The 15090-nt window shown below is 45.0% G+C and carries 15 protein-coding genes; 8 read left to right on the top strand and 7 right to left on the bottom strand.

All coding sequences use genetic code 11. The annotated features are described in order from the left end of the window. The first annotated feature begins 317 nt into the window (after window positions 1-317). The 4 genes from arsB (at window position 318) to ABDW16_RS15305 (ending at window position 3552) form a co-directional block, all read left to right on the top strand. Window positions 318-1370: an ACR3 family arsenite efflux transporter gene (arsB, locus tag ABDW16_RS15290; protein ID WP_343670839.1), complete on the top strand. Its 1053-nt coding sequence runs from the start codon at window positions 318-320 to the stop codon at window positions 1368-1370. A gap of 10 nt (window positions 1371-1380) precedes the next feature. Continuing rightward, window positions 1381-2016, top strand: coding sequence for a protein-tyrosine-phosphatase (locus ABDW16_RS15295; RefSeq protein ID WP_343670840.1), 636 nt, complete (start codon window positions 1381-1383; stop codon window positions 2014-2016). Between the two features lie 174 nt (window positions 2017-2190). Then, window positions 2191-2610: an ester cyclase gene (locus ABDW16_RS15300; RefSeq protein ID WP_343670841.1), complete on the top strand. Its 420-nt coding sequence runs from the start codon at window positions 2191-2193 to the stop codon at window positions 2608-2610. An 18-nt stretch (window positions 2611-2628) separates the two neighbouring features. Beyond that, the gene (locus ABDW16_RS15305) at window positions 2629-3552 is read left to right on the top strand and encodes a helix-turn-helix transcriptional regulator (RefSeq protein ID WP_343670842.1); all 924 of its coding nucleotides are present in this window, start codon (window positions 2629-2631) and stop codon (window positions 3550-3552) included. A 120-nt stretch (window positions 3553-3672) separates the two neighbouring features. On the opposite strand, the gene ABDW16_RS15310 is transcribed toward ABDW16_RS15305, so the two are convergent. The 4 genes from ABDW16_RS15310 to ABDW16_RS15325 all read right to left on the bottom strand — a co-directional run bounded on the left by ABDW16_RS15310 (window position 3673) and on the right by ABDW16_RS15325 (window position 7767). After that, entirely contained in the window at window positions 3673-4212 is a 540-nt protein-coding gene (locus tag ABDW16_RS15310) for a hypothetical protein (RefSeq protein WP_343670843.1), read from the bottom strand. Window positions 4213-4641: 429 nt separating this feature from the next. After that, complete coding sequence (locus ABDW16_RS15315) at window positions 4642-4929, bottom strand: hypothetical protein (protein WP_343670844.1); 288 nt, start codon at window positions 4927-4929, stop codon at window positions 4642-4644. Window positions 4930-4939: 10 nt separating this feature from the next. Next, window positions 4940-5656 (bottom strand): hypothetical protein, encoded by a 717-nt coding sequence (locus ABDW16_RS15320; RefSeq protein ID WP_343670845.1) that lies wholly within the window; start codon window positions 5654-5656, stop codon window positions 4940-4942. Continuing rightward, a complete protein-coding gene (locus tag ABDW16_RS15325; RefSeq protein ID WP_343670846.1) occupies window positions 5653-7767 on the bottom strand; it encodes a hypothetical protein in 2115 nt (704 codons plus the stop codon). Before ABDW16_RS15325 ends, ABDW16_RS15320 begins: the two co-directional genes overlap by 4 nt. Before the next feature lie 391 nt (window positions 7768-8158). Between ABDW16_RS15325 and ABDW16_RS15330 the strand changes: the two genes are divergently transcribed. From ABDW16_RS15330 to ABDW16_RS15345, 4 genes are read left to right on the top strand one after another with little or no spacing between them, the layout of a single operon-like run. After that, a complete protein-coding gene (locus ABDW16_RS15330) occupies window positions 8159-8602 on the top strand; it encodes a thioredoxin family protein (RefSeq protein ID WP_343670847.1) in 444 nt (147 codons plus the stop codon). Beyond that, complete coding sequence (locus ABDW16_RS15335; RefSeq protein ID WP_343670848.1) at window positions 8586-9542, top strand: FAD:protein FMN transferase; 957 nt, start codon at window positions 8586-8588, stop codon at window positions 9540-9542. The genes ABDW16_RS15330 and ABDW16_RS15335 overlap by 17 nt, the downstream gene beginning before the upstream one ends. Further along, window positions 9539-9763, top strand: a complete 225-nt coding sequence (locus tag ABDW16_RS15340) for a DUF4266 domain-containing protein (RefSeq protein WP_343670849.1) — start codon at window positions 9539-9541, stop codon at window positions 9761-9763. Before ABDW16_RS15335 ends, ABDW16_RS15340 begins: the two co-directional genes overlap by 4 nt. 9 nt (window positions 9764-9772) lie before the next feature. Further along, the gene (locus ABDW16_RS15345) at window positions 9773-10969 is read left to right on the top strand and encodes a DUF3570 domain-containing protein (RefSeq protein WP_343670851.1); all 1197 of its coding nucleotides are present in this window, start codon (window positions 9773-9775) and stop codon (window positions 10967-10969) included. A gap of 39 nt (window positions 10970-11008) precedes the next feature. Here the strand turns inward: ABDW16_RS15345 and ppsA are convergent, their stop codons facing one another. From ppsA to ABDW16_RS15360, 3 genes are read right to left on the bottom strand one after another with little or no spacing between them, the layout of a single operon-like run. After that, window positions 11009-13369, bottom strand: a complete 2361-nt coding sequence (gene ppsA / locus ABDW16_RS15350) for a phosphoenolpyruvate synthase (protein WP_343670853.1) — start codon at window positions 13367-13369, stop codon at window positions 11009-11011. 7 nt (window positions 13370-13376) lie between these two features. Next, a complete protein-coding gene (locus ABDW16_RS15355; protein WP_343670854.1) occupies window positions 13377-14207 on the bottom strand; it encodes a universal stress protein in 831 nt (276 codons plus the stop codon). 10 nt (window positions 14208-14217) lie between these two features. Continuing rightward, window positions 14218-15048 (bottom strand): hypothetical protein, encoded by an 831-nt coding sequence (locus ABDW16_RS15360; RefSeq protein ID WP_343670856.1) that lies wholly within the window; start codon window positions 15046-15048, stop codon window positions 14218-14220. Window positions 15049-15090: the final 42 nt, after the last annotated feature.

The following is a 15090-nucleotide window of genomic DNA, read 5'->3' on the forward strand; positions in this document are numbered from 1 at the left end:
TTTTATTGGAATCGCGCTTAGCCAAAGTGTTCGATTGCGCAACCGGATACCGTTAATAAATTTTACATGCAAAACTGCAATCCGAAAGTATTCGATTGTGCAACCAGATACTGCTAATAAACCTACATACATGCAAAACTGCAATCCGAAAGTGTTCGATTGTGCAATCGGATACCGTTAATAAATTTTTACATGCAAAACTGTAATCCGAAAATGTTCGATTGTGCAACCAGATACCGTTAATAAATTTTACATGCAAAACTGTAATCCGAGAATGTTCGATTGTGCAACCAGATACTGCTAATAAACCTACATACATGCAAAACTGTAATCCAGCTCAGCGAAAACGTTTGAGTTTCATCGACCGGTACCTTACTCTTTGGATCTTTCTGGCAATGGCCGCCGGGGTGGGTATCGGTTATTTTTTTCCATCTTCATCAAAGTTTATTAATTCATATTCTTCCGGCACGACCAATATACCGTTGGCCATTGGACTGATACTGATGATGTACCCTCCTTTGGCAAAGGTGCGATACGAAGAAATGGGACAGGTGTTTCAAAACACGAAGATCCTATCTGCCTCCTTATTACTCAACTGGGTGATTGGTCCGTTATTAATGTTTGGATTGGCAGTCCTCTTTCTCTCTGATCAGCCGGCTTATATGACAGGACTGATATTGATTGGGCTGGCCCGTTGTATTGCCATGGTGATCGTGTGGAATGAGCTGGCAGCAGGCAACCGGGAGTATGCCGCAGGATTGGTGGCACTTAATAGCATCTTCCAGGTGTTATTATATAGTGTATATGCTTATATTTTCCTGACATGGTTACCGGGCATAATGGGTATAAAAGGGGCGACTGTAGCTGTTTCTATAGGTGAGATTGCACGTAGTGTGGGTATCTATCTGGGCATACCGTTTGCTGCTGGTATCATCAGCCGGTATAGCCTGATTCGTATAAAGGGGGAACAATGGTACCAGGAGAAATTCATTCCTGTTATCTCTCCTGTTACACTCATTGCACTGTTGTTTACCATCGTACTGATGTTTAGTCTGAAGGGGCAAATGATCGTGGAGATACCATTTGATGTAGCCCGGATTGCTGTTCCCCTGGCTATGTACTTCATTATTATGTTCATGGCTAGTTTCTTTTTAGGACGTGCGATGGGCGCAGATTATAGCCGGAATGCGGCTATTGCATTTACGGCAGCCGGCAATAATTTTGAGCTGGCGATTGCAGTGGCGATTGGGGTATTTGGTATTAATTCCGGGCAGGCATTTGTAGGAGTGATTGGTCCACTTGTAGAAGTGCCGGCACTGATTGCATTGGTAAATGTAGCTTTCTGGCTAAAGAAAAAATATTACTGGTAAATAAATAATTATGCACGCACAACTTTTGCCCGCCATCACACAGTATCTTAAACAGGTAGAAAAAGATTTTGACCTGATTGCTCCTGAACGCAGGACCGAACTGCAAAAAATTGCTGATGGGGTACGTCTACTCCTGCATGAGAAAGGACAGGCAGCACTTATTTACATATGTACGCATAATTCCCGCCGCAGTCATATGGGACAGCTGTGGGCAATGGCTGCAGCCACATACTACAATATTAAGGGTATTAGCAGTTACTCAGGTGGTACAGAAATTACAGCATTTAATCCCAATGCAATAAAAGCATTGCAGGAAGCTGGTTTTGAAATCGGGCAACCGGCAGCAGCTGCCAATCCGCATTACAATATTGTTTATGCAGAAGGTGCACCGGCAGTAATTGCTTTTTCAAAGAAGTATATGGATGCACCTAATCCAACCAGTAACTTTATTGCGGTGATGACCTGTTCACATGCAGATGATAATTGTCCTTTTGTAACAGGGGCTTCTTTGAAGGTGGCTACGCCTTATGAGGATCCTAAAGCAGGAGATGGCAAGCCGGAACAGGAGCAGGTGTACCGGGAAAGATGCAGGCAGATTGCAACGGAGGTATTGTATAGTTTTTATTTGGTAGTGCAGGGGAATTAGTTTGCACTGTTTTGGTAGGCGAATTAGTTTGCATTGCTTAATAGCGTAGGTGATTTAGTTTGCATTGCAAAAAGGTAACGAAAATGCATCGTACATCCGGTTACAAACTCCTTACATCCGGTTAATCCCCTTTCCTGCCTGTACCGGAAATTTGTAGTCAAATAATTCATAATTATGACCACTACAGATTTAGAAAAAAACAAAGCCATCATCAAGCATTTCGACACCGCCTGTATCGAACAAAATAACATGGATGCGTTGAATGAATTGGTCTCCGACCAGGTAGTCAACCATGCTGCCAGACCGGGTATGCCAAATGGTAAAGAGAGCTTTCACCACTTTCTTAATGCCTTACATGCAGGACTATCCGACATTAAAGTGACCATCCTGCGACAGGTTGCCGAGAATGACCTGGTCGTAACGCACAAAGCGATCAGCGGCATACACAGCAGCCATCTATTTGGTGTGCCCGGTACCGGCAAACCCGTGAGTTTTGAAGCCATTGAGATTATCCGGTTAGAAAATGGCAAATATGTAGAGCATTGGGTACAAAGCAATATGGCGATGGTATTAGGTATACTCCAGGGCCACTAATATTCGTACATTTACAATATGAAAAACGCTTCACCTTTTCATATCCACTCTATCAGTGAGCTGCATCGCCTCAGAAAATTTCCGCCACCCATGCACCCATCAATCAGCGTACTGCAACTGAGTGCTGTCAATGAAGAATTTCTGGAAGTTTCCAGATCGATGGTATTTGATTTTTACTGCATTGCGCTCAAACGGAATTTTAACCTGAATCTCAAATACGGACAACGCCGGTACGACTTTGACGAAGGCATTCTCTACTTTATGTCTCCCGGACAAGTATTTGGCATGGGACAGGATGCTGCAGGTGAAAGCAATGAAGTAAGGGGGTGGATGCTGCTCATCCACCCCGACTTTCTATGGAATACACCATTGGCAAAAGGCATAAAGAAATATGAATTCTTTGACTATTCAGTCAATGAAGCCTTATTTTTATCTGACAAGGAAGAGGCCATCATCGTCGGACTTTTACAAAACATGCAGCAGGAATACCAGGCCAATATGGATAAATTTAGCCAGGATATTATTGTTAACCACCTGGAAGCTTTGCTTAACTATGCCAACCGGTTTTATCACCGTCAGTTCCTGACACGTAAAATCGCTAATCACGAGGTGCTGACACGATTGGATGATTTGCTTAATGAAGCATTCTCCAGTGCAAACCTGCTTAGTTTCGGCATACCAACAGTACAGCAGATTGCAGACAAATTGCATCTTTCCAGAAATTATCTCAGTTCATTGCTGACTATAGCTACCGGCAGGAATACACAACAGCATATCCAGGATAAACTGATTGCAGTTGCCAAGGAAAGAATTTCCACTACTAACCTGTCTGTCAGTGAGATTGCATACGAGTTGGGATTTGAACATCCGCAGTCTTTCAGCAGGATATTCAAAGCAAAAACAGGTATGTCACCACTGGCATTCAGGGAGTCGTTCAATTGATTGTACAGGCTGTTTTTAATTTGCCTGCCCTGTTATTTTCCAGTGCACAGCCGATTACGAATTTAATGAAAGCCTTTACCAGATTCATGTGGCCTTCTACATTGTCAAATATAATCATTGCTATTCCAAACTCACTTCCCTGACCGTTTCATTCCCCGGTAAATCTACCGCCACCACTATTACTTTGCCCCCCGGTGGCAGGTTAGCCGCCTTATAATACCAATCCACACCATTTCTGCCTAAAACCGCTGCCCCCTTTTCGAGTATAACACCAGCTGCATCCACTATCCGCACCTGCACTTCTGCCACCCTGAATTCATCTTTTGCAGTTACCACTACAGTTTCTTCTTCAAATTTAATATTCTGCACTTCAGGAGACCGATAAGCATCCTTCACCGCCATATTATATGCATTCTGCCCCGGGCCTGCCAGCGACTTATAGTAAGCCTTCAGCTCCGGATCTTCCAGGATCACCACGGCATATGCCGCCGCTACCTGCATTTTATACCGCGCTTCCAGCTGCTTCTTTGTCGGCTTTTTCTTTGACGGGCCGCGTTTCTTCGCCATAATTATCTGCCCGTTCCGCTCGTAAATCGTGATCTGATCGCCCAGCGTACCCCGGACGAGTTGGAGGAGTATATTGTCTTTAACAATAGCCATAAAATCAATTTTGGGGTTTATAAGATCAATATTAATACTCTTACCAAAACTATAGTGAAGCTTCAACACTAAATGAGTACTAATACGTCATTTAAAGTACACTTCAATATCGAATCGATATAGAAATGTAGTTTTAATGTACTTATGGTGTACTTATGGCAGTATAGCTATAGTATCACCAGGCACAAATAAGAAAGCGCAAAAGCTACGGGACGATCCCGAAACTTTTGCGCCTGACTACCTGCAGCCTTACAACCGCTTCAATCATTTATTGATATGACGTCACAAACATGGACATACATTCCTCGAAAACATATAAGGATTCCCATCATCACAAACATGAACACACATTCCCCAAAAACATATAAGGATTCCCATCATCACAAACAGAAACACACATTCCCCAAAAACATATAAGTATATCCATCATCACAGCCGTGGACACACATTCCCCGAAAAGAAATAAGGATGCCCATCCTCATCAAAACAAACAATCGCATTAAGTGCAACCGGCCCCCTCTCCACAGCTAAATCAGCATGCCCCTGCGCCTTGAACTCTCCCTTCAATTCAAACCTCCCCGGATGCCCCTTAAACTTAATACTCAATACATCCACCTCCCAATCCGCCAACACCTCATCATGTTCCAGTATATCATTCACTACCTTCTTCAATAAATTGAGCTTGTGCGAAAACGCATCTAAAACTTTTTCATCCATAAAAAATCATTTAATTGTGTTGAGTGAGATAAATTTTAGTATTAGCTGATATCACCTGCCCCTCCTGGTTAGTCGTACTAGCCGTAATCGTCAGGTTCCCCAACCGGGTAGACTCCCCGGCAGAATACCTGATCTGTGCCTTTGCACTGGCATCGCAGGCCACACTATCTATACCATTCAGAAATGTACCCACAGGCACCCCATCTTCAAATGTCACTTTAAAATGAACGACCTGCCCCTTACTGGGTTTTCCACTTCCTGCCGTCATCGTAGCCGTGATCAGTGTTTCACTACTATATTCATTGTAAATCACAAATGAATCCACCACTACTTTTATACCGGTAGGCAAAGCTCTGACAAAACTGACAGTAGCCGGAGCAGCAGTAGTGATTCCCCGGATAGTAGCCGACACCTTCGCATCGCCGGCTATCGTACTCACCAGCTCTGCCTTTGCCACTAAACCAGCATCCCCATTCACCACTATGCTATCCCCACTGCCCCCTTTAAAACTTCCTATACTGGTTTTAAATGTCACCTGTCTCCTATCCTGGGCCGCATTGCTGTTGATTTTTGCTGAGACTTCGCCACTGGCCACACCATCTGCCAGTACCTCCCCTGCTGCCGCACTTACCGTGATGATATCATCAGGATTAACATCGTTATATGCACTATCTTTAAAGCAGGCCACACAAGACAGCCAGCCCATAACTATCAGTAATTTTTTCATAATGTAAAGATTTTTGCTACGCCACCAAATAATTCTCTTAATTCAAGATCCAGCGAAACACCCGCATAAGGCAATATCCTGATAGGCTTGTTGGTACTGACAGGATTCGGATCTGTGGCTTTGAACCATAAGGTGCCACCGGTCAACTTAATATAGTTACTCAGGCGTAAACCCAACCCGGTGAGCAGACTGGAATTTCCAAAAAAGTCTTCCCGCTTACCCTGTACAGCGAGTGAACGCAGCGTAATCCCTGCTACAAACGAAAAGTAATGGCGCCAGGTCTTGTATCTTACAAAACGCATAGGTATGTCTTTATCTATTGACCTGAAGTTGATATTAAAACCTAAATAAGGAACTAAATCCTGGAAGCCAAAACTCCCCTCTGTTTTAAAAACTGATACCAATCCAAATTCCGGTACGATCCTGAATTTGGCACTACTCGTCAGTTCCAGTACCTGGGATGACGCTGTTGAAACCGGCACTGATTGTACTAAACTAAACTGATTTAAGTAGAGCTCTTTTAGATGCTCATCTGCACTTGCAATTGTTTTGAGTTGTTTGCTCACGATGGTATAACGCTTCTTTTCCTTATCAATACAATCCGTTAGATCTGCCAGCACTGCTTCGTGTGCCGGGGCTATTGCCCTTACTTTCAACACATACTCCCGCACATTATTTAATACCTTGATACTCGTTTCAAGGTTACTGATTCTTTGTTTCAGTTCATCTGCATCTGTTTCTTTATTTATATTATCTAAAGAGTAGATGCCCAAAAGAATATTCCTAAACGTTGCTGCATCCCCGTTATATAGGATGGACAAGGCTTTGATCGTATCATTTTCAGCGACAATATTTTTGCGCACATCCTCTTCGCAATCACAGTCCAGCGCTGCTTTTATCAGTAGTTGCAGGGCCTCTTTATTCATGGTGCAGAGATTGGATGTTTCCTGCTCTTTGATTTTGCTCATGCTTGCTGCCTTAGTTTCGTACAGGGAAGAGATAGCCTCCACAGGCATGATATCTGCCTTCGGTTGCCAGGAGGCAATGCAGATACCTGTACTATCAGGATTGCCAAATGCAACCTTTCCTAATTTATTGACAGGCCCAAACTGATGTGTATTAAATCCTTTGCTGGTAAATACAGAATCTTCTGTAACCCTGTAAATGAGGTAGGTGTGGTTTTGCAGAACTATATCCGCCCCATTTACATCCTTCAGGTGCAGATTTTCGGCATGCCGGACTAAGGTAAGCAGGGATACCTGTTGCAGCTCACTACTATCAGCAATCGTTAGCCGGTTCAGGCTGGAAGTCAGCTGCGGGTCTGGCGGCAGGTACCCGCCGGTACTGTCTACAAAATAATAGTGCTGGTATTGGAGAATACGATACTTGTTTCGAGGAAATTTCTTTTTAAAATCCTTCAGCGTACTATCCATGTCCCGGGTGGCAAGCGGACCATTCTGCGCAGCAAACGTTTCAAAGTCAGGCGCTCCGCCCATTTTGGCTCTTTGCTTTTCAAATTGCTTATATGATTTTACAGCCGAATCATATACCGGGGGAGTAAAAACGTCCTCCCTGTAACTATTAAAAAGTATATCGCCGGTGGCCATTAACTGCTCTACAGACTTAGTATCTTTCAACAACAGGTAGATGCGGTATTCCCTGTCAGGGTCCAGTGGCGATACTTTTAATATCAATGTTGGATTTTTCTCATCACCGCCGGGTATAAGGCTGGTAAAAATGCGCACAAAAGACTGGCTCCTGAAACTGTCGAAAGGGAACTCTCTTCGCTCCTGTTTACGGGATGCCCTGGTGTGAAAACCACTTTTGATAAATGCATTGTAATCCCTCCTTCTCGGGTTGGGCTTACCATCCTTATCTACCGGGGATATGGCAAAACCTACCACATCTTTGGGATGAGCGTAAGGTACCACCATCACAAAACACCGGTCAAACGGCATTGCTTTGTCAGGGGCATAAAATAAGGTGTCAAACTTCAATGTATTTTTTGCATCCCCGGCACCGGGGCAGGCACCTTTATCGGCCACAAAAAACTGCGCATGGGCGGAATGTGCAAATACGAACAGGTAGAATAATAGGGAAAGCACTCTCATATTAGGGGAAATAATTAACAGAATAACGGGTATAGTCATTACACTTCCAGGGCCATATTGTGCTATTTACAGCATCCAATGCACCTGATGCCTCAATGCATCTGATGCCATATTTCAAAAATGCTGATTTTTTCTGAGATTGGCAATACCAAGTAGTTTGTATTTTTTAACAACACCCCAACTGTACAGATTGTCTCCAGAATTTATTCCCAGTTTTGCCAGGTTCCCCCCTGATTGTCAGCTACCCACAGCTTACAAAAAGCCCTTCCCTTATTCCTTACAAAAAAATTTCTTAAAATCCTATTAAATTCAACACTTTAACACCCTTTTCACACCTTATCCGTTTACTTCGTACCGCCATTCGATAAGGAAGCAAAATGGCGCCAATTATATGAAAGTACTGTTACTTGCATTGTCATGCCTATGGACATTTGCCACTCCTGCATGGGAAACGGATTTTGATAAAGCCCGGCAGCTGGCAGCGGACAAACACCAACTCATACTCCTGAACTTTTCAGGGTCTGACTGGTGCGGACCCTGCATCCGGCTTAAAAATGAAATTTTTGACACCAACGCCTTTCTCACCTTTGCCAATCAGCAACTGGTTTTGCTCAACGCAGATTTTCCCCGTTCCCGGAAAAACCAGTTAAGCAAAGAACAACAAAAGCGAAACGATGCCCTGGCAGACAAGTATAACCCGGAAGGCCATTTTCCTTACACACTATTACTGGATGAAAACGGAAAGGTATTAAAGACCTGGGAAGGCTTTCCAAATACCACTCCCGAAGGTTTTGTAGACCAGTTAAAGAACAGCAGTCATGCCGCAGGAAAATGATATGGTATGCCTGTCCGAACAGGTATACCGGAAAGTACTGAAACTCATGGGGAATCGTTTTGAGCTGACAGTAGTATGCGAAAATGAACAGGAAGCCGCCGAACATATTCATGCCGCTATTGATGAAATACGTCGTATCGAACACCTGCTCACCACCTTTAACGAAGAAAGCCAGACATCCCTGATCAACCGCTATGCAGGCATCCGGCCGGTGACTGTAGACAGGGAAGTTTGCGAACTGATTTTGCGTGCAGAAAAAATATCCCGTATTACTCAAGGTGCCTTTGACCTGAGTTATGGCTCTGTAGATAAGCGCCTGTGGAACTTTGATCAGCACATGACGGCCCTGCCCGATCCGGCTACCGCCCGTGAGATGGTCAGACTGATTGATTACCGGAAGATAAGCGTAGACATTGCATCGAACAAAGTCATGCTGCTGCAAAAAGGAATGCGCATTGGCTTTGGCGGGATAGGAAAAGGGTACGCCGCTGAAAGAGCTAAGCAACTGCTGCGCCGCAGGGGTGTGCGCAGCGGTATTGTCAACGCCGCCGGAGACCTCACTGCCTGGGGAGTACAACCCGGGGATAAACCATGGACGGTGGGTATAGCCGATCCCGATAGTACACACCATCCCTTCTCTTATCTCAACATCTCTGACCAGGCCATAGCCACCTCCGGAAATTATGAAAAGTATGTGATCATAGACGGGAAAAAGTATTCTCATACCATTGATCCTAAAACAGGGCTTCCTGTTACCGGTATCAAAAGCGTATCCATCATCAGCACCAATGCTGAAATAGCCGATGCCATGGCCACACCCGTTATGATCATGGGCATCAGGGCCGGCCTGAATATGATCAACCAGATCAACCAGGTCGCCTGTATTATCATCGACGATCAGAACAGATTATTTACATCCGATAATATCCAACTTCAATGATCAAACCGACCTGCAGACTGGTACTGTTGGCAAGCATTGCAGCTACGCTGCTGGCTTCCTGTACCACCGTCAAAGAATACCAGAAGAACCGCCTGAATGATGGGGAAATGACACTGGGCAACCGCAAAGTGGAAAAGACGGAACTAAGTTTCGAATCTTACCGGGAAGGCGCCTCCGGGGCAAACGGCGCCAAGAGTGGTGGTGGATGTGGTTGTAACTAAAATGGCTGTATGAAAAAACTGAATCTCGCTATACTGGCTATGTTCGCAGGTATATTGTATGCGCAAGCCCAGACACCTGCCGATACCGGCACTTACAAAAACCGGAAATTACAACTGGAAGAAGTCAACATCGTATCCAGCTACTATCACCAGGATGGGGACCATGCTGCTGTAACGGGTGGCATAGGCACCCAAAAGCTGACCGACCTGTCTAATTCCATACAGGTAACACTTTCCAAATACGATACGCACGACCGTAAGCATACCTGGAATGTGGAACTCGGCATTGACCATTACAGCTCTGCCTCGTCTGACAAGATAGATCCTAAAACGATCTCCTCTGCCTCTGCTGCCGATACCCGCTTTTATCCTTCCGTATCGTGGGAGATGGAGAATAAAAAGGGGACCACCTTTGGTGCAGGAGTTTCTTTCTCGCATGAATTTGACTACCAGTCCATCGGGGCCAACCTGCTGTTTGCACAGAAAACACGCAATAAAATGGGGGAATTCTCCCTTAAACTGCAAACCTACCAGGACAACCTGAAACTGATCTACCCCATTGAGTTAAGAACAGATGGTAGTGGATATGGAGAACATGATGACTACGCCACCGCGGGCAGGAAAACCTACAGTGGCAGCATCTCGTGGTCACAGATCGTGAACTCCCGGTTCCAGCTTATGTTCCTGGCAGATGTCATTTACCAGTCCGGCTACCTGGGCCTGCCTTTTCACAGGGTGTACTTCAGTGACAACAGTGTGCATGTAGAGAAACTACCGGATAGCAGGCTGAAGATACCGCTGGGCATCAGGGCAAACTATTTTCTGGGAGACAGGGTGGTACTGAGAGGGTATTATCGCTATTACCATGACAACTGGAACATCAATGCGCATACTGCCAGTCTTGAAACATCTGTAAAGCTTTCGCCGTTCTATTCGCTCACACCTTTTTACAGGTATACCCACCAGCAGGGTACGAAATACTTTGCGGATTACCAGGCGCATACCAGTGCCGATACATATTATACCAGCAATTATGACCTGTCGTCATTTGACAGCCATTTCTTTGGTGCGGGTATACGTATGATACCCCCACATGGGGTATTTGGGTTACAGCATTTTAATATGCTGGAATTAAGGTATGGACACTATACCCAAAGTAGTGGATTGCAGTCGAACATTATTTCGCTGAACCTGAAGTTTAAGTAATAAAAGTTGGTAGCGTTGGCATACAACGCTACCACTTTACTATACCATTTGTTCCTCGGCTTTTGCCTTATTAATCTGTTCAATTCCTTTTAACAGGGCATCGGGGGTATAGGAAATACTGGTGATTCCCAGCTTTACAAGATACATGGTCATTTCCGGGAAGTCGCTTGCTGCCTGGCCGCAAAATCCTACAGGTATTATTTTTTCATGTGCTTTCCTGATCGTCTCCCCAATCATTCTCAATACCGCAGGGTCTTTTTCATTAAATAATTCAGCTATCAGGGCCACATCCCTGTCTATACCCAATGTAAGCTGGGTAAGGTCATTGGACCCGATGGAAAATCCATCGAATATTTCAGCCAGTTTTTCGCCCATTATTACATTTGCAGGTATTTCTATCATCACGTATACTTCAAGCCCGTTTTGCCCCCTCTTAAGCCCTAAATCGGCCATATATTTCAATACCTTCTCCCCTTCCTGTACTGTGCGGCAAAATGGGATCATCACCTTTACATTGGTGAACCCCATTTCATCCCGCACTTTTTTGATAGCTGCACATTCCAGTCTGAATCCATCTTTATATAAATCATGACAATACCGGGATGCTCCCCTGAACCCAAGCATAGGATTAGGCTCTACCAGTTCAAATTGTTTTCCACCCAGCAGCGCTGCATATTCATTTGTTTTAAAATCACTCATGCGTACGATGACCTGTTTGGGATAGAATGCTGCCGCAATGGTAGCGATGCCCTGCGATAACCGGTCTATAAAATAAGCCGGTTTATCAGGATAGGTACTGGTTAACTGTTCTATCTTTTCCCGTGCTGCGCGGTCTTTCAGTTCGTCGAACTTAACTAATGCCATTGGGTGTACGCCAATAAAGGAGGCGATAATAAATTCCATGCGCAATAACCCAACGCCGGCATTGGGATAAAATGATAACCGGAAAGCCTGTGCCGGGTCGCTCATAATCAGCATGGGCAATACACTTTCTGGTAGTGACAGGGTATCCAGGTTCTTTTTTTCTTCCCGGAATGGTAAGGTCCCTTCATATACAAATCCTGTATCTCCTTCGCAACAGGATACTGTAATGGCCTGCCCATCTTTGATGTTGGTGGTGGCATCCCTGCATCCTACAATAGCGTTGATACCGGTTTCGCGGGCTACAATAGCCGCATGGCTGGTACGGCCACCGGAATTTGTGATCAGTGCTCCTGCTTTTTTAAATACAGGATCCCAGTCAGGACTGGTCGTATCCGTTACCACAATATCCCCGGCTTTGACCTGCCCCGCCTGGGATGGGGAAGAGAGTAAACGGGCAGTACCTGTCACCACCTTATTGCCGATGGCGAGTCCTTTGGTCAGCACATTACCTTTTTTTTCCAGGTGCCATACAGAGAGGGTGTTGTGATTTTCCCGGCTATGTACCGTCTCCGGGCGGGCCTGCACAATATACAGCTGCCCGTTCACTCCATCTTTTGCCCATTCTATATCCATAGGCCGGTCATAGTGCTTTTCAATTTTCAGGGCCCAGTCAGCCAGTTGCAGTATTTCGGGATCGGACAGTACCAATTCCTGCTGTTTGGCGGTAGATACGGGAATATTTTCCAGTGCGCCGTTTTCTGCAAAGCATAGCATTTTATCTTTACTACCTACCTGCTTCTGTATGATTTTGCCTGTAGGTTTAAAGACCAGGTATTCGTCGGGCACCACAGCACCCTGTACTATGTTTTCTCCCAATCCCCAGATGCCGTTTATCAATACTACATCCCTGAAACCTGAATCCGGATCAAGTGTAAAGCAGGTACCGGAGCCGGCCTTGTCTGACCTGACCATGAGCTGTACGCCTACTGACAGTGCGACTTTTTCATGCAGAAAGCCATTATCTTCCCGGTATTTGATAGCCCTGTCAGTATATAAGGAGGCATAACATTTTTTGATGGCACCGATCAATGCTTCCTCGCCCCTGATATTTAAAAATGATTCGTGCTGGCCGGCAAAACTTGCATTGGGCAAGTCTTCGGCTGTAGCGCTGCTTCTTACTGCTACGGGGGATGGCTCATTGCCGCATAAACTACGGTAGGCAGCCAATACCTCGGCAACTACTTCTTCGGGCAGGGAGGCATTGAGCATGAGTTTCCGCGCAGCCGCACCTTTTTCTGCCAGGTTAGACCAACCTTCCCGGTCCAGTTCCCGCATTAGCTGTGCCAGCGGTTCCCATAAATTATTATAGTCAAGAAAGCACCAGAATGCAAATGCATTGGTTGCAAAACCATCCGGCACATTGATACCATCCTGTTTAAACACGTTGTACAACTCGCCCAGGGAGGCATTTTTACCGCCTACATCAGGTATGTTTTTCAAGCGGATACCTGCAAGATGCATGATAAAGCTTTCCATCTCTTTGCTATTTATTATGTGCTATAAAAAGTGGCCATTGATGCTCCCGTACCAATACATCTGCCATACTTGCTTTAAAAAGCATAGATAAGGCTCCCCGCTGGTAAGCGCCTAATATCAGCAATGATTCTTTTTCCTGTTTCCGCATAAAAAGGGGTATTTCTACTTCCGGGTCCCCTTTCAGTTCATGATAATGTGCATGTGGTGTATGCAGGGAAATTAATTCTTTCACCATCTCATTGTGCAGCGAAGTTTCCGGCAGGTCTACACTTATTACATCCAGTGGCAGCACATTTAATACAGGCAGTAAATAACTGAACATTTTAAATGCATAGATGGACACCGGTGAGCCATCGTATAACCAAAATACCTGCTTTATGTCTGTAAAATGCCTGGGCAGTACCAGTACCGGGCATCTTGCACCTGCCAGTATTTCCCTTACAAAGTGTGTAGGCGGTTCTTCGGTATAACGGGTCATAGATTCACTGGCATCAATCAACAATAAGTCGGCATACCGGCTTTCTTTTAAAAGATCGCGGATGGCCAGTTCCCTGTCGCGGTGTACCAGGTAAGATACACAGGCTTCTTTACAGGCATTTTCAAACCTGCTTACAGCGGTATCCCGTTCATGCTGGTCTTCGCGAACCAGCGCTTTCACACTATCCAATGCATATTCTTTCTCGCTGTACAGCTGGTAGATGCCACGGCTGGAGTAAGTGGGATCTTCCAGGAAAACACCGGTAATCATGGCATTGTGTTGAATACCCATTTTCACTGCATACTGCAGGGTGCTTTCCGAAAACTTCAAGCCGTCAAAAACAGCCAGTATCTTTTTCATAACCAACAATTCAATGGTGAGCAATAAACACAGCCTGGTTAATCACCTTGATAACAGGATCTGCATGACTCGGACGGAAGAAACCTGATATCATACTCCGGCCATACGCACCCATTACTACAAATGATTTTTCCCGGTCATAGAGTAATTCCACCAGTCCCATTTTCACATTCCCTTCTGTAGACAGGAAGTCCAGGTAATTATAATGCGCATGCATCCATTCCCGGAATTTATACCTTTCCTCGTGACTTACCTCTTCAGGATTAATGCTGATCACCACGGTTTTCATTTCGTTGAACTGTGGAAAGAGGTAGGTGAATTGTTTAATCGCATGAACGGAGGAAGGTTTCCCATCGTAGGTAAACACCAGCTCTGTAATACCGTCAAAACTGGAAGGCATGATCACTACAGGACATTCAGCCCGGTTCATCACATCTTTTACAAAGTCTGAAGGTGTTCCTTCAATATTTGCGGTAAAAGAAGTATTTACATTCAGCAACAACAGATCGGCATACCTGCTTTCGAGGATCATTTCGGCCAATGGGTTGCCCCGGTCCCGGTGTACGGCACATTCAATTCCCTTGTTTTCACAAGCGGTTTTGAAGCGCTGTATGTTTGTATCGCAGGTATGTTGTTTCAGCGAAACGGGTTCTTCCGTTACATTCAGTCCTGCATTGGCAGCAGCAGCTTTGATCATGGTATCTGTGCGCCCTTCAAATTCATTGTTCTCAAGAAAGATAGCCAGGAGTTTCGACTTGGCCAGTCCGCTGATATAACCTGCAAATTCCAGGTTTTCAAGATGCAGGTTGAGTGCATCTGTGACATACAATATCTTTTTCATAACAATGAGGTTTACAATTACAACAGGACGTCGGCCCTGCGC

This window comes from Chitinophaga sp., assembly GCF_039596135.1.
Classification (GTDB): Bacteria; Bacteroidota; Bacteroidia; order Chitinophagales; family Chitinophagaceae; genus Chitinophaga.